The following is a 20,051-nucleotide window of genomic DNA, read 5'->3' as shown; positions in this document are numbered from 1 at the left end:
AGAGCCTACGTCCCGGATCGGGCTCTCGGTGGGCGCGGAATGAAGTAACTTGTCCTCTGCTGATACTCGCGATAACCCGGACGCTGCTCCATATGTCGCTCGAGCAACCGCGCTCCGGTGGCGAAGACCAGGAAGTACGTCATGGCGATCGGAGAGAGAACGGTCAACACTCCCGGCCACACGGACGCCGAGACGAGGAAGATCCCCCACCAGACGCATGCGTCGCCGAAATAGTTGGGATGCCGCGTCCACGCCCACAATCCTTGATCCATGATGTGGCCACGGCTGCCCGGATCGGATTTGAACTCCTCCATCTGCCGATCGCCAATCGTCTCGAACGTGACGCCGACAATCCACAACGCGATCCCGAGCACAACAAGAAGCCCGAAGCTGCCGTTCGAGACCGCAGCGACCTGGATCGGCAGGGAGACGAACCACAATGAAATCCCTTGCGTGAGATAGATCTTGCGGATCGCGTATAGCGTTCGATTACCCGTCGCTCGTCCGAGCATTTCTTCGTACCGCGGATCTTCACCCTTGCCACGCGATCGGATCGCCATGTGAGTCGCCAAGCGCAGACCCCAGATCGCTACGAGTGCAAGCATCAACAGTCGGCGCCAGAGGTCGCCGCTTCCGACTACCGCTGACACGAGTGCGATCACCACGAAACCCGCGCCCCAGGAGACGTCGACGACATTGTGCCGCCCGATTCGCACGCCGATGGTGGCCGTCACTGCCATCCCGATGGCGATCGCCAGCAGACTCGTGAGTGTGACCACTCCGAACGCGCCCCAGTCGAATCCGTTCATCGCCGCGACACCCACTGCGGCCGTACCGGTTCCATACCCGATCGACCATCACCGAGCGGCCGGACCGACAAAATCTGATCGACGCCCATCCTGCCGTCCCGAAAAGCCATTCCCCCGCCGACGAGGTATAGACGCCACACCCGAGCGACTTCGACGCCTACGAGTTCCACGACGCGGTCCCAGTTCGATTCGAAGGTCTCGATCCACGCGTCGACGGTCCGCACGTAGTGCTCGCGCAGGGCGTGGACGTCGCGGACTTCGAGTCCACCTTCCTCGATCATCGCAACGGTCCGGCCCACAGGCCTCATGTACATGTCCGGCGCGATGAACGACTCGATGAACGGGCCTCCCCCGGGATGCGCGCCGGTGCGAGACATCTGCTGAATCAGCACACGCCCACCCGCAATAACGTTGTCGTGGAGCGCTTTCACGTACGTCGAATAGTTGTCCTCACCGACGTGCTCACCCATCTCGATCGACGCGACCGCATCGAAGGGACCGTCTGGAATCTCTCGATAATCTTGGAGCCGAATTTCGACCCAGTCTTCCAAACCGAGTGCGCGGATCTTCGCGTCGATAAAAGCCTTCTGCTCCGCCGAGATCGTGATGCCGACGACCCGCGCGCCGTACTCCCGCGCTGCATGCAGGCTCAGCGAGCCCCAACCACAGCCGACGTCGAGAAACCGCAGGCCTCGCGCCCGATCAAGACCGACTTTGCGGCACACCAGGTCCAGCTTGTCTGTCTGCGAGTCTTCGAGCGTGTATTCCGGTGCATCGGAAGTCCAGTATCCCGAGGAGTACGCCATGTTCTCGTCGAGGATCAGCTCGTAAAAATCGTTCGACAAATCGTAGTGGTGACCGATCGCCTCGCGGTCGCGGGCGAGACTGTGCAAGCGGCCCTTCACTTGGGCCTGCGACACCGGTGGAGCCAAAGGTCTCCCGAAAGCACCGAAGGACCGCGCGGCCTTGACCGCAGCCAGGACGAGCGACGGCGTCGCGGTAATCGACCCGAGTCCCCGCTCGGCAGACACCTTCCACACGTGTGTGAGCGCATCGCCCAGATCGCCCTCGACATCGAGTTCGCCGAGAACATATGCCTGCGCAACTCCCAACTCGCCGGGATTCCAGAGCAAGCGTCGCAACACGTTAGCGCTGTAGAGCGTCACCTTCGGAGCGCCGTCCGGTCCTGCCGTGCTGCCGTCCCACGCAGTCAACCGCACCGGAAGCTCGCCGCCGACAAGTGGACTGAGGATTTCCGACAGGCGGCCCGCAACACCGGTATCTTGTATCGCTCGATCCATCGTGGCGGTCATCGCTGGTTCCTCCGATCGAGAACAATTTGCTGGACGTCGAGATACCCCGATCGGAACCCCGCCTCGGAGTAGCAGAGATAAAAATGCCACATGCGCGCGAACACTGCGTCGAACCCGAGCGCGGACGCCTCGTCGGTGCGAGCGCTGAATCGCTCGTCCCACAGTCGCAACGTCTGCGCGTAGTGATCGCCCATCGACATCCGCTCACGCACCCGGAGGGTTGTCATGCGGTCGGTGACGTCCTCTATCGCCCGCACCGACGGGAGAAATCCGCCGGGGAAGATGTACTTGTGCACCCAGGTGTAGGTGTTGCGGGTCGCGAGCATTCGATCGTGCGGCATCGTGATGGCTTGGATCGCTGCGCGGCCACCCGGTGCCAGAAGGGCGTCGATCGTCTGGAAGTAACTTCCCCAGTACTGGTGGCCGACGGCCTCGATCATCTCGACCGACACAACGGCGTCGTACTCCCCTTGCACCTGCCGATAGTCCAGAAGATCGACCTGAACGCGATCCGCCAGTCCCGCAGCGCTAATCCGCTTCGCTGCCAATTCCTGCTGTTCGACCGAAAGAGTCACCGAGCGCACCGTTGCGCCGCGCTCGGCCGCCCGGATCGCCAATTCTCCCCAGCCTGTGCCGATTTCGAGCACTCTCGAACCTGGACCGACACCTGCGCCGTCCAGCAGGCGATCGATCTTCCGGTGCTGAGCAGCTGCGAACACATCCCACGACGGGGATGCTCCTACCGACAGATCCTCGAAGAGTGCACTGGAATAGGTCATCGTGTCGTCTAGGAACAGTTCGAACATCTCGTTCGAGAGGTCGTAGTGCCTGGAGATGTTCGAGCGCGTGTTCTGCGTCGAATTCCGCTCACTGCGAGGCTGCTTCGGAATGTACAGGCCTCGCAACCGCTGCAGGAAGTCGGGAATCAGCGTCGCGACGCGGGAGGCGAAGACTTCCAGGACCGCGGTGAGATCGGAAGCTTCCCAATCGCCCGCCATGTACGATTCGCCGAATCCGATCAAGCCACTGTCTCCCACACGAGCGGCGAAGTCGTCCGGGCGATGAATAACCATCAACGGCGAATCCGGACTACCACCGCCGGAGAACTCACCATTCGGCATCTGAACACGCAGCGGCAAGCGCGCGACCGCCTTGTGGAACAGAGCGCGGGCAACCGGTGATGCAACCCGCACTTTGAGCCCGCTCGGCACTGTGGCGACGCCCGGCCACCGCTCGGTTTCGATCGTGTGAGCGGAAGGTTCGGTGCCGAGAGTCGTTGTGGTCATTGCACTGCCTCCTGCGTGTGATGTTGCGGTCGGGGAACGATGGGTAAGCGCCTGGCCCACAGCCGGATTCCTTGAAATCTGATCTGCGCGGCCACTCGGAGAGGAGCCAGCGGGACGGAGAGCGCACTGCGGACGATCTCGCGCGTCGTTGCCGGCACGCAACGACCTGACACTGTGGCTACGAATGGCGCCTTACCGTCTCGGGCCAAAACTATCGAAAGTGCGAGCGCGGTGTCGGGTAGCGGGAGCCGCATCCGGTACTCGCCGTCCAGATCGTTGAACGGCGACACGTAGAACTCTTTGGACGTGCGAGCGGCGCCGCGTTCGTCGGGTTCGAGCAGGTAGCAGTGCCGCTCGCCGTAGGTGTTGTGAACCTCTGCAACAACGCAACGCTGAGTTCCGTCGTCGTTCAAGCACCAGAACACGCTCAACGGGTTGAAGACATGGCCGAACACACGTGCGTTCGCGAGCATGAGGATCCGGCCACCCGAGAAGTCGAATCCGTTGGTCGCCAGAAAAGTCTCGACGTTGGCACGAATCGATCGGGTGGGGTCACCGAGGTGATCTCCGGCGTCGAACGTAGCCAAGGGACGCAATGCCTTCGGGAGCTTGGGCAAATCGTCGAGGTCGACGAGCCAGCTGTAGCTTCGGTACTCGAACTCGTTGTGCAACGGCTGCGTTCGTACATGCCGAATGTTCGTGTGAACGATGGACGGTGTGATGGGTGCGGTCACGGCCACCGACCTCCGACGCGTTCGGCGGCGCGCAGGCCCGACAGTGCACCGTCCTCGTGGAAGCCCCATCCGTGGTACGCACCGGCAAACGCGAGTACGTCCGAGTCCAACTCGGGAAGCCGTCCCTGAGCTGCGACGGAAGTCGGTGTGTACTGCGGATGCTCGTAGGTCATCCGATCGATCACCGACTCCGGCGACACCATCTCGCCTCCCCCCAAGGTCACTAAGTATCGCCGGCCGGTATCTGGGAGCCGCTGCAACCTCGTCATGTCATAGCTGACCAGAACGTGATCGGGCTTCGCGTTGCATTCAGGGATGTAGTAGTTCCATGACGCGCGCGCATTGGTGTTGTCGGGCAGCACATTTTCGTCGGTGTGAAGTTGGGTGTGGTTGACGGAGTAGGGCATTGCGCCGAGAACCTGCGATTCGACGGGCGTCGGTTCGGCCAAGATCTTCAGCGCTTGCTGCGGATGCGTTGCGACCACAGCTGCGTCGAAGGTCTGGATTTGGTCGTCGCCGTCGCGAATGTCGACGCGATCGCCGAACCGGTGGATGGCGCGCACCGGGGTGTTCAGCCTGATGTCGCCGATACTCTTGGCAACGAGGCGAACGTATTCAGCCGATCCCCCGGTAACCGTCCGCCAGGTCGGCGATCCCGTCACGCTCAACATTCCGTGATGATCGAGGAACGAGAACAGATACCGCGCAGGATATTTCAGCGCCGAGCCGGGATCACACGACCAGACTGCCGACACCAGCGGCGTCATGAAATGAGCGGTGAAGTAGTCGGAGAACCGGCCGCTGCGCAGAAACACTCCCAGTGTCTGGTCGGGTGCCGACGGATCCGTGTTGTCGAGCAAAGCACGGGCACGGCGATGGAAACGCTTGACCTCCATCAACATCGACAGAAAACTGCCGTTGACAAGGAGCCCCGGCGTCGGGAGAACGCCGCGCAGCCCTTGGCCTCCCGAGTACTCGAGCCCGCAACCGCCACATCTGACCGACATACTCATATCGGATTCCTGCGTAGGCACATCGAGTTCCGCGAACAATCGCAACAATGTCGGATAGGTGCGGTCGTTGTGGACGATGAACCCCGTGTCGATGGCTAGACTTCGCCCTTCCGGATCGGTGACCGAATGGGTGTCCGCGTGCCCGCCGAGCCGTGAATCCGCTTCGTAGAGGGTGACGTCACTGTCCTTACTGAGCACCCACGCCGCTGTCAGGCCCGCGACCCCACTCCCGACGACTGCAACCCTGCGCTTGTCGGAACTCATCGTCGTTCTCCCGTCTTCGTTGCGGCTACCCCGCGGCTCATCCCTGCAACTGCATCGGCGACGAGGCGGTGCCAGGTCGCCGCCCGGCGGAGCATGAAGTGACCTGCGCCGTCGATGCCGAGCCATTCAGCGCTCTTTCCCGACCTCTGCAGTTCGTCAACTTTCCGACGAGACCCTGCCGGGTCGGTCCACGAGTCGGCGATACCGTGGAGCACTATCAGTGGTGTGCCCGAACGCAGATTCACCGACACTCCATCGGGCCACCACGGCGCCAGCGCAACCACACCGACCACAGCCGGATCGCGACACAGTTCAGAGGCAACTCGTCCACCCATCGAGTGCCCAAGCAGAATCACCCGAGCTTGTGCACCACGTTTCGTGATCGCGTCGAGAGCGGCTCGGGCATCCGCGACCGGACTGCGCTCGGCGCCGTTCCAACCACGCACCCGGTACCGAACCTGCACCGCTGTCACACCGGAGCGGCGAATCTGAGCAGTGAACGGGCGCATCCGAAGGTTGGACAGGTGCCACGCGCGAGCCGGGCGATGGCTCGAGACCTTTCCACCAGGCAGCACGAGCACCACCAGGTGCTGGTCACCGTCCTGTTCTTGCCGTCGGTTGGGCGTCATGCATGGCATTCGGAGCCGAAAACCATTTGGATGGGGTTCGTAGAATTTCTTTGTGAATCGTGAAGAACTCGTCGGTGACGTCCTCGACGCCATAGACGCCAATTTGGTCTCCCATGCCTGCCACCTGCATGAACACTTACCGACTGCGTCGGTCACTCTCGCTGCAGATGTTGTCGTCGCAGACAGCGGCCTCGCCGACGATACTTTCAACATCATCGCTCGCGCTCGCTTAGCCGTACCTGATAAAGCCCCCGACGAAGACCAACGACTGGTCGACATTCTCTCGTCGATTCGAGCAACGGGACGTCCGTTCTCCTGGTGGACGGGTCCGCGCGACAAGCCATCAGACCTCGGCGCTCGCTTGTCAGCCCTCGGCTGCGTGCGCTCCGAGGAAGAACGAGCGATGACGGCAGACCTAGACGTCGTCCCGCGCCCAACGCCTGTCCCAGAACTCTCCGTTCAACGAGTGACGACTCGTTCACAGCTCGCCGACTATGCCGCCGTGATGGCCGCTAATTGGTCGCCGCCCTCGGCGGCAGTAATTGGCTTCTTCGAACAAACTGCCGATGCCGTCCTTGATGAGCGTTCGCGCAGTTCGTTTGTCGTCGGGTACGCGAACTCCCAGCCCGTCGCCGGAGCCGAGGTCCATTTTGCTGCCGGCGTCGCCGGACTGTACGGCGTCGTCACACTCGACGCGGCCCGCCGACGCGGATTCGGCTCGGCGGTCACCCTTGCCGCGCTCGACATCGCCCGCGAGCGGGGTGCCCGAATCGCCGTACTTCAGGCGTCCAGCGACGGCGCCCAGCTCTATCGAAACCTCGGCTTCGAGGATGTCGGCACCTACGCCGAGTACTCGATCGGCAGCCGATAGACGTCCCCGCGGGGACGCTTTCAGTCCGCATCCATGAATGTGTGTCGGTACCCACATCTAGTATCGAACGTACATTCGAAACAATGTCGGACGTGGCCGGGGAGCAACGATGAACGCAGCACCGATCGATGAAGAAACGCGGGGTTCCGCCCGAGACGACGTGAAGGAAGTCGGGTTCGAAATCTGCGCTCTCGCCGGCCAGATCGCCGCGGCCACCGCCCGATTCCTCACCCTCCTGTCAAAATTCGACGAAGACCGCGGCTGGACCGGCCCTGGACTGCATTCGTGCGCCCACTGGCTGTCGTGGAAATGTGGAATGAGCCTGCACACCGGCAGGGAATACGTTCGCGTCGCCAAAGCGCTCCGACCTTTGCCCGAGATGCGGAAGGCCTTCGAGCAAGGCCAGCTGTCCTACTCGAAGGTTCGCGCACTCACCCGGGTCACCACGCCGTCCAACGAAAAGCAGATGGTTCGGTTCGGATGCGAGGCGCCCGCAGCCCAGATCGATCGCCTCGCCGCCGGTCTGCGTAAAGCAACCGACAAAGAATCCGGCAAAAGCAAAGCACCCGAACACCTTCAGGTCCGGTGGCATTGGGACCCGGATACGGGCGAATTTGTCATCAAGGACGCCTTCCGGCGCAGGACGGCGCCAGAATCCTCGCAGCGTTGGCGGTGGCGGAACGTGAACGCACCCGAACCGCTGCCATCCGCCCTGTCGACGAGACGGCCACAAAGAACCCAGTCGGAAACATCGGGCCAGGCCTGGTCGCTATGGCCGAGCTCGCCACCACAGCGGTCGCAGACCGCACGTCCAAGGCCGCTACCAACGAAGTTGTGTTCTTCCACGAAGCGGACACCGTCCGAGTACCGAGCGGACCCGCGCTCCCCCAAAATGCCGCCGAGGAAGTGCTCTGCAACGCGAAACTTCGTCTGGGAACGACAAAGGAGGGATGCGTTCTGAATCTGGGCCGACGAACTCGTGTCGTCAGCGCCAAACAAATGTTGGCGTTGAATTATCGCGACGGATGTTGCCGCACACCAGGTTGCGGGCGGACTCGTTTCCTGCACGCGCACCACGTCAAATTCTGGGGGCGCGGCGGCACCACGAATCTGGACAATTTGATCATGCTTTGCGGAACCTGCCACCGCGCGCTGCACGACGACCAGTTCACGATCACCGCACTCGGCGAGCAGAAGTTCGAGTTCCTTTACGCCAATGGTGACGTCATCGACCCAGCACCGCCGGCCGAGGGATTCGCCGATGCCCTACTGCGCGGAGACATACCCGACGATGCGATCGTCCCGACGTGGGACGGCGAACCCCTCCGCCTCGATCACGCGGTCAGCGTCATCCTCGACGGCTGGGCGCCTGAGAAAACATTGGTCTAGTCCAATCTGAATCTGCCGTGAACAATCGGACAACCCTCACATCCAAGTAGTGCAATTGGTCTAGTCCTATCGCAAGATGCTTAGCGTGACCAAGAAAATCGCACGCACCTCAGCCGCCATCACACTCCTCCTCGCCGGCGCGGTAGCAGCCGGAACTGCAACCGCTGCAGCAATTCCCGGTTCATCTGACCTCAACCCGTCGGCCACCGAGAAGACAGTTGTCATCGGCCTCGACGGCACGATGCTCAGCCACATCAAGACCGCCGACGCTCCCCGTCTCCAGAAACTGATCGCCGAGGGAACCAGCGGAGAATCTTCCATCCTCGGCCACACCACCATCTCCGGACCGTCGTGGTCGACCATCCTGACCGGAGTCTGGGACACCAAGCACGGCGTCAAGGACAACACGTACGCAGGCGCCCGCTTCGACCTCTACCCGAGCGTGTTCACACGGCTGGAAACCGCACAGCCCTCCCTGCTCACCGAGTCGATCTCCACCTGGGGCGGCATCGACAACATCGCCTCCAGCGGCACACCGAAAGCCGACGTTGTCGTCACCACTGCCGATGCAGGTTCAGGAGCGGCCACCGATGCTGCGACGGCAGACGCCGTCGCCCGGGACATCACCAACAAGGGACCTGACCTGATCTTCACCCAACTCGATCAGGTGGACGGCGCGGGGCACAGCGGCGGCACCAACGGCGCTGCTTACGAAGAGTCGATTGCCTCGGTCGACGCTCAGGTGGGCAAGATTGTCGATGCTGTCGATCAGCGCGCAGCGAAGACCGGTGAGAAGTGGACTGTACTGGTCACTGCGGACCACGGCCACAAGCCCGCCGGTGGGCATGGCGGTCAGACACCGGCGGAAGCAACGACATTCGTCATTGCACGCGGTGCGGGATACGCGGCCGGCAAGACCACCGACGCGTACACGATCGCCGACATCACTCCGACAATCCTCCAGAGCCTGGGCGTTGCATTACCTGCTGATCTGGACGGTAAGCCACTAGCCAAGGAAGCTCCCGTCTTCGTCGGCTCGGTCGAACTGGGATTCTTCGGCTCCTGATCGCAAGAAGGCCCGAGCACGGCAGCAAAGCGCCGCAACAAGACAGCAGCAAGACAGCAAAAGGTCGGGCCGGAGAGCGTGTGCTCTCCGGCCCGACCTGTTGTGGAGCTGCCGGGAATTGAACCCGGGTCCTACGTTGAATCGCTAGGGCTTCTCCGTGTGCAGTTCGCTAAGTCTCTACTTGGATCTCCCAGTCTCGCGAACAAGCCAGGATGACGATCCCAGTCACTGTTTGATGTCCCATTCGACTCCGTGACCGAGCCGAACAGTAAAGCCCTCTAGCTGATGCCAGGAACCGGGTCGAGGGCAACCCCGGGCTGACAGACACGCTTCGCTACTTAGGCAGCGAGAGCGTAGTCGCGCTGATTGGAATCGGCGCTTATAGGTTTGCAGCGACGCTTACGGTGGTCTCTTGCCTGCACCGACACGCTTCCCCTAACTCAACACACGCAGTCGAAACCGTTCAGCCCCGTGTGTGCCCCGCGTCTTTCGTGGGGCTATTCACTATAACGCGCCGAAGTTCGGAAGTCATACCAATTAATCGGCGGCACTTTCTGTGTCCTTCGCCCCAGTTGATTCCTGGACCCCGGCCGCTTTCTGCACCCCAGCCGTTTCCTGCACTGCAGCCATCTCACGCTCAGCAGCCATCTCACGCTCAGCAGCACCGGTGATGTTGGTGATCATCCCCTGGAAGACAACTCCGTGGAAAGGCAGGATCGAGTACCAGTACGCCCGGCCGGCGAGCCCACGCGGGAAGAAGACTGCACGCTGATCGAGGTGCGATCCCACCGGCCGTCCGTCGGCACCGGCTGGGCCTTCTGATACTCGCAACTCCAACCATGCCCCGCCGGGGACCTTCATCTCGGCGCGCAAACGGAGCAACTTGCCTCGATCGATCTCTTCGACCCGCCAGAAGTCCAGGGCTTCACCGGTGTTGAGTCGCCGGGGATCGCGTCGACCTCGGCGTAGCCCGACACCGCCAACTGCTCGATCCATCCACCCCCGGATCGCCCACGCCAAGGGGAATGAATACCAACCGTTCTCGCCGCCGATCGACTCGACCACCGACCAGAGGGTTTTCGGATCCGCCGCGCAGTCACGTGCGCGATGATCGACGTAGACCGCTTCACCGGCCCAATCAGGGTCGGAAGGAAGAGGATCGGAGGGTGCTCCCGCGATCGTTGCACCGGACCACGCCGTCTCCACCTCACCGGTCTTGATCTTGCGAAGCGCCAGCCGCACCGCTTCCCGATACGGCGTGAGGCCCTCAGCGGGAGGCGGGATGAAGTCGTCGATGTCGTGGTTGTGCATCACCGCGTCGTTCTGCAGTGATTCGATCAGTGGCATCGCCAAACCTCGTGGGATCGGCGTGACCAATCCCACCCAGTGACCTGCCAGGCGCGGGGTGAGGACGGGCAGGACGAGGATGCGTCGGCGCACTAATCCTGCGACGTCAGCGTAAGTGTTCATCATCTCGCCGTACTGCATGACATCTGGCCCACCGATGTCGAAGGCGCGGTTGACCTCCGGCGTTGTCGCCGCGGCTGCGATCAAATAGTGGAGTACGTCACGCACCGCGATCGGCTGAATGTTGTTGTGCACCCACTTGGGTGTGGTCATCACCGGAAGCCGATTGGTCAAGTGGCGCACCATTTCGAAGGACGCCGAACCCGACCCGATCACCACTCCAGCTTGGAACACCACCGTCGGAACCTCGGATTCGAGGAGGATCCGACCGACTTCGAGCCGAGACTGCAAGTGAGTCGACAACTCTCGATCGGACGGATGAAGCCCACCGAGGTAGACGATCCGGCGCACCCCCGCATCGCGCGCAGCGGCGGCGACGTTCTGCGCGCTCCGCTTGTCGATGTCAGAGAAAGACCCGCCCCCGCCCATGGCGTGAACGAGGTAGTAGACCACGTCGATATCGTCGAAAGCACCTGAGAGGGAATCACTGTCGGTCAGATCCCCACGCGTGATCTCCACGGAATCGTGCCAGGGCACATCGCGTAGTTTCTCCGGGCTGCGCACCACCACTCGCACTCGATGACCCTCTTCGACCAGGCGAGGGGCAAGACGTCCGCCAATGTATCCAGTCGCACCCGTGATCAACACTCTCACTGCGTCCATCACCCCACGCTACGCAGAATTCAACGACGAAGCGCGAGTGCAACCTCGAGGTCGTCGTTGGTCAACATCATATTGATCCCCGCTCCGGCCTTCGCCCCGGCCGCCGCGGCCATGATGACCTGGGCACCTGGGTCGACGACGTTGCCCGCCGCGAACACACCGGGCACGCTTGTGGCCCCCATCATGTCGACAGTGACGAAATCGCCCATCATCGTCTCTGCGCGCTGCGCGCCGAATGTACGCAAGATCGCATCGTTGGGATCCATCGTGAGGGCGCCGCCGACAAAAACTGCCGAACGCGCGACCACGGTGCCGTCCACCAACCGCACGCCCACCAACCGATCATCCTCCACGGCGGGACCGGCGACCTCACCCTCGACGATCGAAATATCGCGAGCTGCAAGCTTTTCCCGATCTTCGGCACTCAGTTCGGTGATTCGATGGAGGAAGAGAACCACGTCGTCGGACCACTGGCGCACCATGAGTACCTGGTGCATCGCAAACTCCGCGCTCTTGGCGATCACGCCGAGCGGCTGATCACGCACGCTGTACCCGTGGCAGTACGGGCAGTGCAACACGTCGCGGCCCCAACGCTCACCGAAGACTTCTAGTTCTGCCGGTAGACGGTCCGTCAGTCCCGTTGCGACAAGGACTTTGCGTACCTGAATCTTGCTGCCGTCAGTGAGTTCGACCGAGAATTTCTTGCTGTCCCGTGTCACGGAGACAACTGTGCCGTCGTGGAACTCGCCGCCGAATTTCCGGACCTCACCTCTGCCGATGGTCAACAGTTCGGCAGGGTTCATGCCGTCACGGGAGAGGAAGCCGTTCATATGGTCGGCGGCCGCGTTTCGTGGCGATCCGTTGTCGAAGACGATCACGGACCTGCGTGCCTGACCGAGAATGAGTGCGGCGTTGAGGCCTGCCGCGCCGGCTCCGATTACTGCTACGTCGAATGAGTTCTGCGTCATGAATCCAGAATGACAAGAGAACGCAGTCTTGACAAACACTGTTGCCACTTTGGCAAAATGAATGCATGACCGAAGCATCGTTCGAAGCCGTACTAGCCGGCATCGGCCCTCGCCTACGTGCGTTGCGCCAGCAGTCCGACATGACCTTGGCCGATTTGTCGGAGGCCACCGACATCAGCGTCAGCACACTGTCGAGACTCGAATCAGGTACTCGCCGAGCCAACTTGGAGCTTCTACTGCCGATCGCCAAGGCACACGGCGTCCCGTTGGACAACCTCGTGAACAGCAAGATCAAGGATCCGCGCGTGCGAGAAGAACCTCGGACGGTCGGATGCATGACGGTCATTCCGCTGACGAGCCAGCCGGGCAATCTGCAGGCCTACAAGATGATCATCTCGCCCACCGACGACGATCGCGAGCCGGGATCTCACGAGGGCTACGAGTGGGTCTACGTTCTGTCCGGGCGCATCAGACTCCAACTCGGCGACCGTGATTTCATCATGGGTGCCGGCGAGGCAGCCGAATTCGACACACACATCCCGCACCGCATCAGTGCTGCCGACGGTCGACCTGCCGAGGCGATCAGCCTCTTCGGAAAACAAGGCGAGCGGGTTCACCTACGCGCTGCACCGGCCGACAGACGCGGCTGAAACACTAGGACTGAAAACGCTGGAGCTGAAAAGAAACTACGCGCCCGCGACGGCAATCATGCCGACTGCCGCCAGCGCCAACAGCATTCCCGCTTGTTGCACGCGGCTGACCCGCTCGCCCAGCATAACCATCGCGAGCAGAACCGTCGCAGCTGGATACAGCGAACCGATCACGCTGACCAGCGAGAGCATTCCGCCTTGAAAGGCGTAGATCATCGTCCCGTTGGCGACTACGTCGAGGACGCTGACGTACACCGCGAGCTTGAGTGGCTCACCTCGCGGGAGAACGAAGTGACCGGCCGCCAACGCGACAAACCACACCACGACGGTCGCGGCGCCGCGCGATACGGCCAACGCCCACAGCCCGCTGCCCTCGCCGATCTGGTGAAGTGCGATGAACGAGAGTGCAAATGCGCCACCGCTTCCGACGGTCAGCAGCGCCACTTGTCTGGTGAAGCGGAGCGTGATGCCGCCGGCAACCTCACCCGCGGTGTCGTCGGGCGACTCGCGGCTGACCAGAACGACAGCGGCCAACGCGACGGCGATACCCAGGTACGCAATCAGCCCCGGCCGCTCACCGAAAGCGAATCCGACGAGCACCGGAATACCCGCCACCAGAACGGCGGTGAGCGGCGAAACCACCGACATGGGGCCGGTCGCCAACGCGAGATAGAACCACCACACCGCCAGACCACTCGTGATGCCGGCGATCGCACCCCAGATCAACCCGTTCAGCGTCGGCGTCCCGGAAACGAAAGGTGCTGCGATCAACACGATGACGAGCGAAAGCGGATACGAGACGATCACCACGCGCAGTGCGGCAACCCGTCGTGACGCAACTCCGCCGACGAAGTCGCTGACTCCGTAGGCAACTGCCGCCACGAGGGCAAGCAGGATGGAGGTCAGCGCATGCCCTTGATGCGACGACCGAGTTCGCGGGTCACCTCGCGCTCGGCGGTGCGCTTGGCCATGTCCTGGCGCTTGTCGTAGTCCTGCTTACCCTTTGCCAGCGCGAGTTCGACCTTGACCTTGCCGTCGTTGAAGTACATCGACAGCGGGACCAGCGTCTGGTTTCCCTCGCGGGTCTTGCCGACGAGGTGCTCGATCTCACGCTTGTGCAGCAGAAGCTTTCGGGTACGACGCGGCGAATGGTTGTTCCACGTGCCTTGCGTGTACTCCGGAATGTGCAACGAGCGCAGCCATACTTCGCCGTTGTCCACGGTTGCGAAGGCGTCGACGAGCGATGCCTTGCCTTCACGCAAACTCTTGACCTCGGTCCCGACGAGAGCGATGCCGGCCTCGTAGGTGTCGATGATCGTGTAGTTGTGACGTGCTTTGCGATTGGTCGCAATGACCTTGCGGCCCTTTTCCTTCACTGTCCGGGCCTCTCAGTCCGCTGTCTTGCTGTCGAATACTGTCTTACCGTCAAATACAGTTCCAGCATAGAAGCTCGTGCAAACCGATTATTCGCGGACGTACAGACGCAGCGTCACGTATGCCGTCACCGCGGCCATTCCGACTCCGGCAAGCACGAGGATCGGCGAGACGAACAGCACGTCGCTGTTGGAAATCCGCGCCACGATATTGGCTTCGTAGACGTCGGACAGGACCCCGTCGATGAAGACGTTCTTCGCCGTGAACAGTCCGGCGATGGCGAGCACAGCACCGATCAAGGCCGCGACGACGGCTTCGAGGAGAAACGGAAGCTGGGTGTACCAACGCGTCGCGCCGACCAACCTCATGATGTTGACCTCGGTACGACGCGTGAACGCCGCGATCTGGACCATGTTGGCGATCAGCAGGATCGCTGCGATCGCCTGGACGATCGCGATCGCGAATGCCGCATTGCGCACTCCACCCAGCACGCTGAAGAGTCGGTCCACCAACTCGCGCTGATTGAGCACACTTTCGACGCCGGGCCTCGAACCGAAGGTGTCGTTGATGACGCCGAACCGCTCCGGGTCACTGAGCTTGACCTTGAACGACGCCGGGAAGCTGTCCGGGCTCACCAGCGCTGCCAGTTCGGGCTGGTCCTTGAACACGCGCTCGGTGGCGTCCTTCACCGCGTCTTCACGGTTGAGGTACTGAACCGCGACGACGGACGGAGTCTGCTCGAGTTCCTTGCGCAGCGAACTGCAGATCTCCTGCTCGCAACCGGGATCGGCTGAAGAGATGTCGTCGGTCAGGAAGATCTGCACCTCGACGCGTTCGAGGAAGATCTGCTGGGTCTTGCCTGCCATCTGCACGACCAGCAGACCACCGCCGAAGAGACCGAGGGAGATCGCCGTCGTCAAGATCATGGCGATGGTCATCGTGATGTTGCGGCGTAGGCCGGTCAGTACTTCGCTGAAAATAAAGCTGGCGCGCATCGGGGAATCCGATTCCTTTTCGAGAGGCCGGTTGTTTCACGACAACCGGTGGGCGTACGGGACGTGTGGTCGTAGTCGGCGCTACCTGCCGACGCCGTACACACCCCGCGCTTCGTCTCTGGTCACCTTGCCGAGATCGAGTTCGATGACGCGTCGACGCATGGAGTCGACGATGTGATGATCGTGGGTCGCCATCACGACGGTGGTGCCTGTGCGGTTGATCCGTTCGAGCAGCAGCATGATGTCCTGGCTCGTTTCGGGGTCCAGGTTGCCGGTGGGCTCGTCGGCGAGCAGGACGAGCGGGCGGTTCACGAATGCACGAGCGATGGCGACGCGCTGCTGCTCACCGCCGGAAAGCTCGGTGGGCAGTCGATCGGCTTTACCGGCCAGACCGACCATGTCGAGCACCTCGGGAACAGTGCGCGCGATGACGTTGCGGGGCTTGCCGATGACTTCCAACGCAAAGGCGACATTCTCGGAGACCGTCTTCTGCTGAAGCAAGCGGAAGTCCTGGAACACACAGCCCATGCTCTGACGAAGCTTCGGTACACGGCGGGCCGCCAACTTGTTGACGTGGAAATCCGCGACCTCGATATCGCCGGACGTGGGCGACTCCATCTTGAGCAGCAACCGCATGAAGGTCGACTTGCCAGAGCCGGAGGGGCCGATGAGGAAGACGAACTCCCCCTTCTCCACCTCCACACTGACTTTGTCGAGCGCCGGCCTGGTGGAGGCCTTGTAGGACTTCGACACATTCTTCATGCTGATCACAACTAGCCAGTCTAGCCGTTATCTAACGGTGACCTTGGCGCCACGCGCGACGAGCCTCGTCCTTATCCGGTACCGGTGGTCTCAGGTGACTGCGGCACCGATGTCGGTGCCTGCATTGCCGCGCCAGGTTGTGGGACGGTCGTCGTCGCCGGAGTGGTCGGCACTGTGGTTGCGGACTGTTCGGCGTTTCCCGGAGCAGGCGCGGGACCCGACGTCGGCGTCGGCGAACCGGAACTGCCCGTGCTCGATTCCGAGGACGGAGTCTCGGATGTGGTCGTCGGCTCGGTCGAAGACGGCACGGGGGTCGTCGTCGACGGTTTGACCGACGGAGCGACGTACGGCTCGGTCTGCGACGTGTCCACGCTGGGCGGCGGTGTCGCTGCGGGCTGTTCCTCAGGATTGAGGTACGTATGCAACAGATACGTCGCCAGCCACGCCACGATGAGGATGAAGGTCGACGTTCGCATCCGGCCACCGAAGAGCCGTGACGGTAACCAGTCCAGGTGAAACAGTCGGTCGAGTCCGCGGCGCGGTTCCTGATCGGTCATTCGCTCGCCTCCTCGGTCCGTACGGTATGCAGATCCGGTGACACCGTGATCCCCTGACGTCGCAGTGCCGCGGCGACGCGGACACGAAGAGCGCGACCGACCTGGAATTGTTTGCCAGGAAGCGTGCGCGCAACCATCCGCACGTTGACCTGATCGACCTCGAGGCTTTCGACGCCCATGACGGTGGGCTCGTCGAGAAGAAGTTTCTTGAGTCCGCGGTCGGCCATCGCGTCGACTCCGACCTGGCGAAGTACCTCGTTGACCCGGGTGAGGTCGGCGGTCGCCGGAACCGGAACGTCGATGACGGCGCGGGCCCAGTCCTTGGACAGGTTCGTCGCTTTCACGATCTGGCCGTTGGGGACGGTGATGACCTCGCCGTCGGAGTTACGCATCCGCGTCACGCGCAGCGTCACGTCCTCGATGACGCCCTCGGCGTCGTCGGAGGAACCGGTGATCGCAAGTCGCACAGTATCGCCGAAGCCGTACTGGCGTTCGGTGATGATGAAGAAACCGGCAAGGATGTCCTGCACGACGCGCTGCGCGCCGAAACCGAGCGCCGCACCGAGAACAGTTGCCGGCGCCACGAGACTGCCGATCGGCAAATTCAGTTGGTCGAGAACCTTCAGCGTCGCGATCACGTAGATGAACGTGATGACCACCCAGGTGATGACCTGCGCGACCGAGTGACGATGCTTGGTCGCCTCGGAGCGAACCAGCGCATCGCCCAACTGATAGTTGGAGTCGATCTGGTCGGTGACCTTGTTGCCGCCCCAACTGACCAACCGGGCGAGAATCATCGCGCCGAGCACGGTCATGAGGACGGACAAACCGGTGGTTTGAAGCCAATCGAGCAGGTTCTGCCCAGGTCTGAGTAAAGTCATCGTGCCTTTCGATATCCGAACGCTATGCGGACTGGTTCTCGCTCATACGCCAACGGATGCCGGCCTCGAGGAACCCGTCGATGTCACCGTCGAGCACTGCCGACGGGTTGTTGACCTCGTACTCGGTACGCAGGTCCTTGACCATCTGGTACGGATGAAGGACGTAAGAACGCATCTGGTTGCCCCACGAGCTGCCGCTGTCGCCCTTGAGCGCATCCATCTCGGCGCGCTCTTCCTGACGCTTGACCGCGAGCAGCTTGGCCTGCAGAACGCGCATCGCAGACACCTTGTTCTGGAGCTGCGACTTCTCGTTCTGACAGGTGACGACGATTCCCGTCGGGATGTGTGTGAGTCGAACCGCGGAGTCCGTGGTGTTCACGGACTGACCACCGGGACCGGACGAGCGGTAGACGTCGACTCGGATGTCGTTCTCGTTGATCTCGATGTGGTCGGTCGTCTCGACGACCGGCAGGACCTCGACCTCGGCGAACGACGTCTGGCGACGCCCCTGGTTGTCGAACGGGCTGATTCGGACGAGCCGGTGGGTGCCCATCTCGACGGACAGCGTTCCGTAGGTGTACGGGCCCTTGATCGCGAACGTCGCGCTCTTGAGTCCGGCTTCTTCGGCGTACGACGTGTCGTAGACCTCTACGCCGTAGTCGTGCTTCTCAGCCCAGCGGATGTACATACGCATGAGCATCTCGGCCCAGTCTGCGGCGTCGATACCGCCGGCGCCGGAGCGGATGTTGATCAGTGCGTCGCGCTCGTCGTACTCGCCCGAGAGCATGGTCTTGACTTCCATCGCCGCGATGTCGTCACGCAGACTCGCCCGCTCTGCGTCGGCATCGGCCACCGCGTCGGGGCCTTCGTCTTCTGCCAGTTCGTAGAGGATCGGCATCTCGTCGAGCCGCTCGCGCAGTGCCACGATGCGCCGCAGTTCAGCCTGCGCGTGGGAGAGCTGGCTCGTGACCTGCTGGGCGTGTTCCTGGTCGTTCCACAGACCCGGGTCGGCTGCCTGGTGCTCGAGCTCGTCGATGCGTCGGCGCAGCTCCTCGACGTCCACAACCGATTCGCAGGTGCGAAGGGTGGTGTCGAGGGCGTTCAGGTCTGCAATTACGTCGGGATGCACGGTTCTCAAGGCTACCGGGTGCCGACCTCGGCTCTGCCGTGCGTCACCTTCTCAGGTCCGCCGCGCGTCACGCATCGAGATCACCGGGACTCGAAGCCTTGCCAACGTCGGTCCGAGGGGACCTACTGGAACGATGGCTGTCACCGACCAATACCTCCAAAACAACGCCGTCTACGCCGAGTAGTTCACCGGAGCGCTCCCCCTCCCACCCAGCAGACACGTTGCCGTCCTCGCCTGCATGGATGCCCGCGTCGACGTCTGTCGGGTGCTGGGAACTACCGAGATCATCCTCATCCATCACACCGACTGCGGATTCGTCTTCGACGTCGCGACCGGAAAGCTGAACGAAGTCCTCCCCGTTTGAGCCGGTAAGTTGTGTACCCGTGACCGATCGCGCATCCGACCTCGCACTCGCCCTCCGTATCGCCGACGAGGCTGACGCGATCACTCGCGCCCGCTTCGGCGCACTCGATCTTCGAGTGGACGACAAGCCAGACCTCACCCCCGTCTCCGACGCCGATCTCGCTGTCGAGCGGGCAGTGCGCGCGACGCTCGGTGAGCATCGGCCTGCAGACTCCGTGCTCGGCGAAGAATTCGGCGGCGACGCAGTCTTCGAGGGCAGGCAGTGGGTGGTCGATCCCATCGACGGGACCAAGAACTTCGTCCGCAACGTGCCGGTGTGGGCCACGTTGATCAGCTTGCTCGAGGACGGCGTCCCGGTCATCGGCGTCGTGAGCGCACCCGCACTGAATCGGCGATGGTGGGCTGCAACAGGTTTGGGCGCACATACGTCCTTCGGGGACAGTGATGCGCGGGCGATCCAGGTATCCGCCGTCGATCGCAGCGAGTCAGCGAGCCTGAGCTTCTCGAGCCTCTCGGGGTGGAAGGACCGCGGAATTCGCGATCAGTTCGTCGAACTCACCGACCACGCATGGCGCGTGCGCGGTTACGGGGACTTCTTCTCCTACTGCCTAGTGGCCGAAGGCGCCGTCGACATTGCTGCCGAACCCGAGGTTTCCCTGTGGGATCTGGCAGCGCTCGACGTATTGGTCCGTGAGGCCGGCGGCGCGTTCACCGATCTGGACGGCGGCGCAGGTCCGCACGGCGGCAGCGCGGTCGCCACCAACGGACTGCTGCACGAAGACGTTCTAGCCCGCCTGCGGTAACCACCCGGATACCAGAACATCCCACCCGCCGCAAGGGTCCGAGGGAGGAGTTCCGACAGGCCCGT

General features: G+C 62.4%; 20 protein-coding genes, 1 other RNA gene and 2 pseudogenes. 7 read left to right on the top strand and 16 right to left on the bottom strand.

Annotated features, from left to right (window positions below; genetic code table 11):
• Positions 1 to 5: 5 nt before the first annotated feature.
• The 6 genes from ACSW29_RS12500 to ACSW29_RS12475 are packed head-to-tail and all read right to left on the bottom strand — an operon-like array spanning position 6 to position 6,048.
• The gene (locus ACSW29_RS12500; protein ID WP_448277339.1) at positions 6 to 809 is read right to left on the bottom strand and encodes a DUF1295 domain-containing protein; all 804 of its coding nucleotides are present in this window, start codon (positions 807 to 809) and stop codon (positions 6 to 8) included.
• Positions 806 to 2,122, bottom strand: coding sequence for a class I SAM-dependent methyltransferase (locus tag ACSW29_RS12495; RefSeq protein ID WP_448277338.1), 1,317 nt, complete (start codon positions 2,120 to 2,122; stop codon positions 806 to 808). The genes ACSW29_RS12500 and ACSW29_RS12495 overlap by 4 nt, the downstream gene beginning before the upstream one ends.
• Positions 2,119 to 3,408: a cyclopropane-fatty-acyl-phospholipid synthase family protein gene (locus ACSW29_RS12490; protein ID WP_317825499.1), complete on the bottom strand. Its 1,290-nt coding sequence runs from the start codon at positions 3,406 to 3,408 to the stop codon at positions 2,119 to 2,121. The genes ACSW29_RS12495 and ACSW29_RS12490 overlap by 4 nt, the downstream gene beginning before the upstream one ends.
• Complete coding sequence (locus tag ACSW29_RS12485; protein WP_448277337.1) at positions 3,405 to 4,148, bottom strand: DUF1365 domain-containing protein; 744 nt, start codon at positions 4,146 to 4,148, stop codon at positions 3,405 to 3,407. Before ACSW29_RS12485 ends, ACSW29_RS12490 begins: the two co-directional genes overlap by 4 nt.
• Positions 4,139 to 5,419, bottom strand: a complete 1,281-nt coding sequence (locus ACSW29_RS12480; RefSeq protein ID WP_448277336.1) for an NAD(P)/FAD-dependent oxidoreductase — start codon at positions 5,417 to 5,419, stop codon at positions 4,139 to 4,141. The genes ACSW29_RS12485 and ACSW29_RS12480 overlap by 10 nt, the downstream gene beginning before the upstream one ends.
• On the bottom strand, positions 5,416 to 6,048 hold the full coding sequence (locus tag ACSW29_RS12475) for a dienelactone hydrolase family protein (RefSeq protein ID WP_317825496.1): 633 nt from the start codon (positions 6,046 to 6,048) through the stop codon (positions 5,416 to 5,418). Before ACSW29_RS12475 ends, ACSW29_RS12480 begins: the two co-directional genes overlap by 4 nt.
• Positions 6,049 to 6,100: 52 nt before the next feature.
• Between ACSW29_RS12475 and ACSW29_RS12470 the strand changes: the two genes are divergently transcribed.
• From ACSW29_RS12470 to ACSW29_RS12455, 4 genes and pseudogenes are all read left to right on the top strand, one after another.
• The gene (locus ACSW29_RS12470; RefSeq protein ID WP_317825495.1) at positions 6,101 to 6,919 is read left to right on the top strand and encodes a GNAT family N-acetyltransferase; all 819 of its coding nucleotides are present in this window, start codon (positions 6,101 to 6,103) and stop codon (positions 6,917 to 6,919) included.
• Positions 6,920 to 7,028: 109 nt separating this feature from the next.
• Positions 7,029 to 7,361 (top strand): annotated as a pseudogene (locus ACSW29_RS12465) (DUF222 domain-containing protein); the annotation flags it as partial.
• 143 nt (positions 7,362 to 7,504) lie between these two features.
• On the top strand, positions 7,505 to 8,308 hold the full coding sequence (locus ACSW29_RS12460) for an HNH endonuclease signature motif containing protein (RefSeq protein WP_448277335.1): 804 nt from the start codon (positions 7,505 to 7,507) through the stop codon (positions 8,306 to 8,308).
• Between the two features lie 76 nt (positions 8,309 to 8,384).
• Positions 8,385 to 9,374, top strand: a complete 990-nt coding sequence (locus tag ACSW29_RS12455) for an alkaline phosphatase family protein (protein ID WP_448277334.1) — start codon at positions 8,385 to 8,387, stop codon at positions 9,372 to 9,374.
• Between the two features lie 100 nt (positions 9,375 to 9,474).
• Here the strand turns inward: ACSW29_RS12455 and ssrA are convergent.
• The 3 genes from ssrA to ACSW29_RS12440 form a co-directional block, all read right to left on the bottom strand.
• Positions 9,475 to 9,845: a transfer-messenger RNA gene (gene ssrA, locus ACSW29_RS12450) on the bottom strand.
• A 66-nt stretch (positions 9,846 to 9,911) separates the two neighbouring features.
• Positions 9,912 to 11,504, bottom strand: coding sequence for an SDR family oxidoreductase (locus tag ACSW29_RS12445; RefSeq protein ID WP_448277333.1), 1,593 nt, complete (start codon positions 11,502 to 11,504; stop codon positions 9,912 to 9,914).
• A gap of 20 nt (positions 11,505 to 11,524) precedes the next feature.
• The gene (locus ACSW29_RS12440) at positions 11,525 to 12,472 is read right to left on the bottom strand and encodes an NAD(P)/FAD-dependent oxidoreductase (protein ID WP_230812704.1); all 948 of its coding nucleotides are present in this window, start codon (positions 12,470 to 12,472) and stop codon (positions 11,525 to 11,527) included.
• A gap of 65 nt (positions 12,473 to 12,537) precedes the next feature.
• Between ACSW29_RS12440 and ACSW29_RS12435 the strand changes: the two genes are divergently transcribed.
• Positions 12,538 to 13,122, top strand: a complete 585-nt coding sequence (locus ACSW29_RS12435) for a helix-turn-helix domain-containing protein (protein ID WP_448277332.1) — start codon at positions 12,538 to 12,540, stop codon at positions 13,120 to 13,122.
• Positions 13,123 to 13,158: 36 nt separating this feature from the next.
• Here ACSW29_RS12435 and ACSW29_RS12430 read toward each other — a convergent pair whose 3' ends face one another.
• The 7 genes from ACSW29_RS12430 to prfB form a co-directional block, all read right to left on the bottom strand.
• A complete protein-coding gene (locus ACSW29_RS12430; RefSeq protein ID WP_448277438.1) occupies positions 13,159 to 14,016 on the bottom strand; it encodes an EamA family transporter in 858 nt (285 codons plus the stop codon).
• Positions 14,017 to 14,024: 8 nt separating this feature from the next.
• A complete protein-coding gene (gene smpB, locus ACSW29_RS12425; protein ID WP_003942330.1) occupies positions 14,025 to 14,498 on the bottom strand; it encodes an SsrA-binding protein SmpB in 474 nt (157 codons plus the stop codon).
• 87 nt (positions 14,499 to 14,585) lie between these two features.
• A complete protein-coding gene (gene ftsX / locus ACSW29_RS12420) occupies positions 14,586 to 15,491 on the bottom strand; it encodes a permease-like cell division protein FtsX (protein ID WP_003942367.1) in 906 nt (301 codons plus the stop codon).
• A gap of 81 nt (positions 15,492 to 15,572) precedes the next feature.
• Positions 15,573 to 16,253 (bottom strand): cell division ATP-binding protein FtsE, encoded by a 681-nt coding sequence (gene ftsE / locus ACSW29_RS12415; protein WP_020969258.1) that lies wholly within the window; start codon positions 16,251 to 16,253, stop codon positions 15,573 to 15,575.
• A 71-nt stretch (positions 16,254 to 16,324) separates the two neighbouring features.
• Complete coding sequence (locus ACSW29_RS12410) at positions 16,325 to 16,810, bottom strand: hypothetical protein (protein WP_124566371.1); 486 nt, start codon at positions 16,808 to 16,810, stop codon at positions 16,325 to 16,327.
• Entirely contained in the window at positions 16,807 to 17,691 is an 885-nt protein-coding gene (locus ACSW29_RS12405; RefSeq protein ID WP_003942304.1) for a mechanosensitive ion channel family protein, read from the bottom strand. The genes ACSW29_RS12410 and ACSW29_RS12405 overlap by 4 nt, the downstream gene beginning before the upstream one ends.
• 22 nt (positions 17,692 to 17,713) lie before the next feature.
• Positions 17,714 to 18,820 (bottom strand): peptide chain release factor 2, encoded by a 1,107-nt coding sequence (gene prfB / locus ACSW29_RS12400; protein ID WP_003942364.1) that lies wholly within the window; start codon positions 18,818 to 18,820, stop codon positions 17,714 to 17,716.
• 133 nt (positions 18,821 to 18,953) lie between these two features.
• On the opposite strand from prfB, the pseudogene ACSW29_RS12395 reads away from it, so the two are divergent.
• Positions 18,954 to 19,139, top strand: a pseudogene (locus tag ACSW29_RS12395) (carbonic anhydrase); the annotation flags it as partial.
• Between the two features lie 64 nt (positions 19,140 to 19,203).
• Complete coding sequence (hisN, locus tag ACSW29_RS12390; RefSeq protein WP_448277331.1) at positions 19,204 to 19,986, top strand: histidinol-phosphatase; 783 nt, start codon at positions 19,204 to 19,206, stop codon at positions 19,984 to 19,986.
• The last annotated feature ends 65 nt before the right edge of the window (positions 19,987 to 20,051 follow it).

This window comes from Rhodococcus sp. GB-02 (assembly GCF_053470465.1).
This window is presented reverse-complemented; position numbering and strand designations above follow the sequence as displayed.

Excerpts from the sequence above, each read along its gene's own strand:
- ACSW29_RS12495 (WP_448277338.1), bottom strand. The coding sequence starts at position 2,122 with ATGACCGCCACGATGGATCGAGCGATACAAGATACCGGTGTTGCGGGC.
- ACSW29_RS12475 (WP_317825496.1), bottom strand. The coding sequence starts at position 6,048 with ATGACGCCCAACCGACGGCAAGAACAGGACGGTGACCAGCACCTGGTG.
- ACSW29_RS12445 (WP_448277333.1), bottom strand. The coding sequence starts at position 11,504 with ATGGACGCAGTGAGAGTGTTGATCACGGGTGCGACTGGATACATTGGC.
- ACSW29_RS12480 (WP_448277336.1), bottom strand. The coding sequence starts at position 5,419 with ATGAGTTCCGACAAGCGCAGGGTTGCAGTCGTCGGGAGTGGGGTCGCG.
- ACSW29_RS12500 (WP_448277339.1), bottom strand. The coding sequence starts at position 809 with ATGAACGGATTCGACTGGGGCGCGTTCGGAGTGGTCACACTCACGAGT.
- ACSW29_RS12405 (WP_003942304.1), bottom strand. The coding sequence starts at position 17,691 with ATGACTTTACTCAGACCTGGGCAGAACCTGCTCGATTGGCTTCAAACC.
- ftsE (WP_020969258.1), bottom strand. The coding sequence starts at position 16,253 with ATGAAGAATGTGTCGAAGTCCTACAAGGCCTCCACCAGGCCGGCGCTC.
- ACSW29_RS12440 (WP_230812704.1), bottom strand. The coding sequence starts at position 12,472 with ATGACGCAGAACTCATTCGACGTAGCAGTAATCGGAGCCGGCGCGGCA.
- ACSW29_RS12410 (WP_124566371.1), bottom strand. The coding sequence starts at position 16,810 with ATGACCGATCAGGAACCGCGCCGCGGACTCGACCGACTGTTTCACCTG.
- ACSW29_RS12435 (WP_448277332.1), top strand. The coding sequence starts at position 12,538 with ATGACCGAAGCATCGTTCGAAGCCGTACTAGCCGGCATCGGCCCTCGC.
- ACSW29_RS12490 (WP_317825499.1), bottom strand. The coding sequence starts at position 3,408 with ATGACCACAACGACTCTCGGCACCGAACCTTCCGCTCACACGATCGAA.
- ftsX (WP_003942367.1), bottom strand. The coding sequence starts at position 15,491 with ATGCGCGCCAGCTTTATTTTCAGCGAAGTACTGACCGGCCTACGCCGC.
- ACSW29_RS12455 (WP_448277334.1), top strand. The coding sequence starts at position 8,385 with ATGCTTAGCGTGACCAAGAAAATCGCACGCACCTCAGCCGCCATCACA.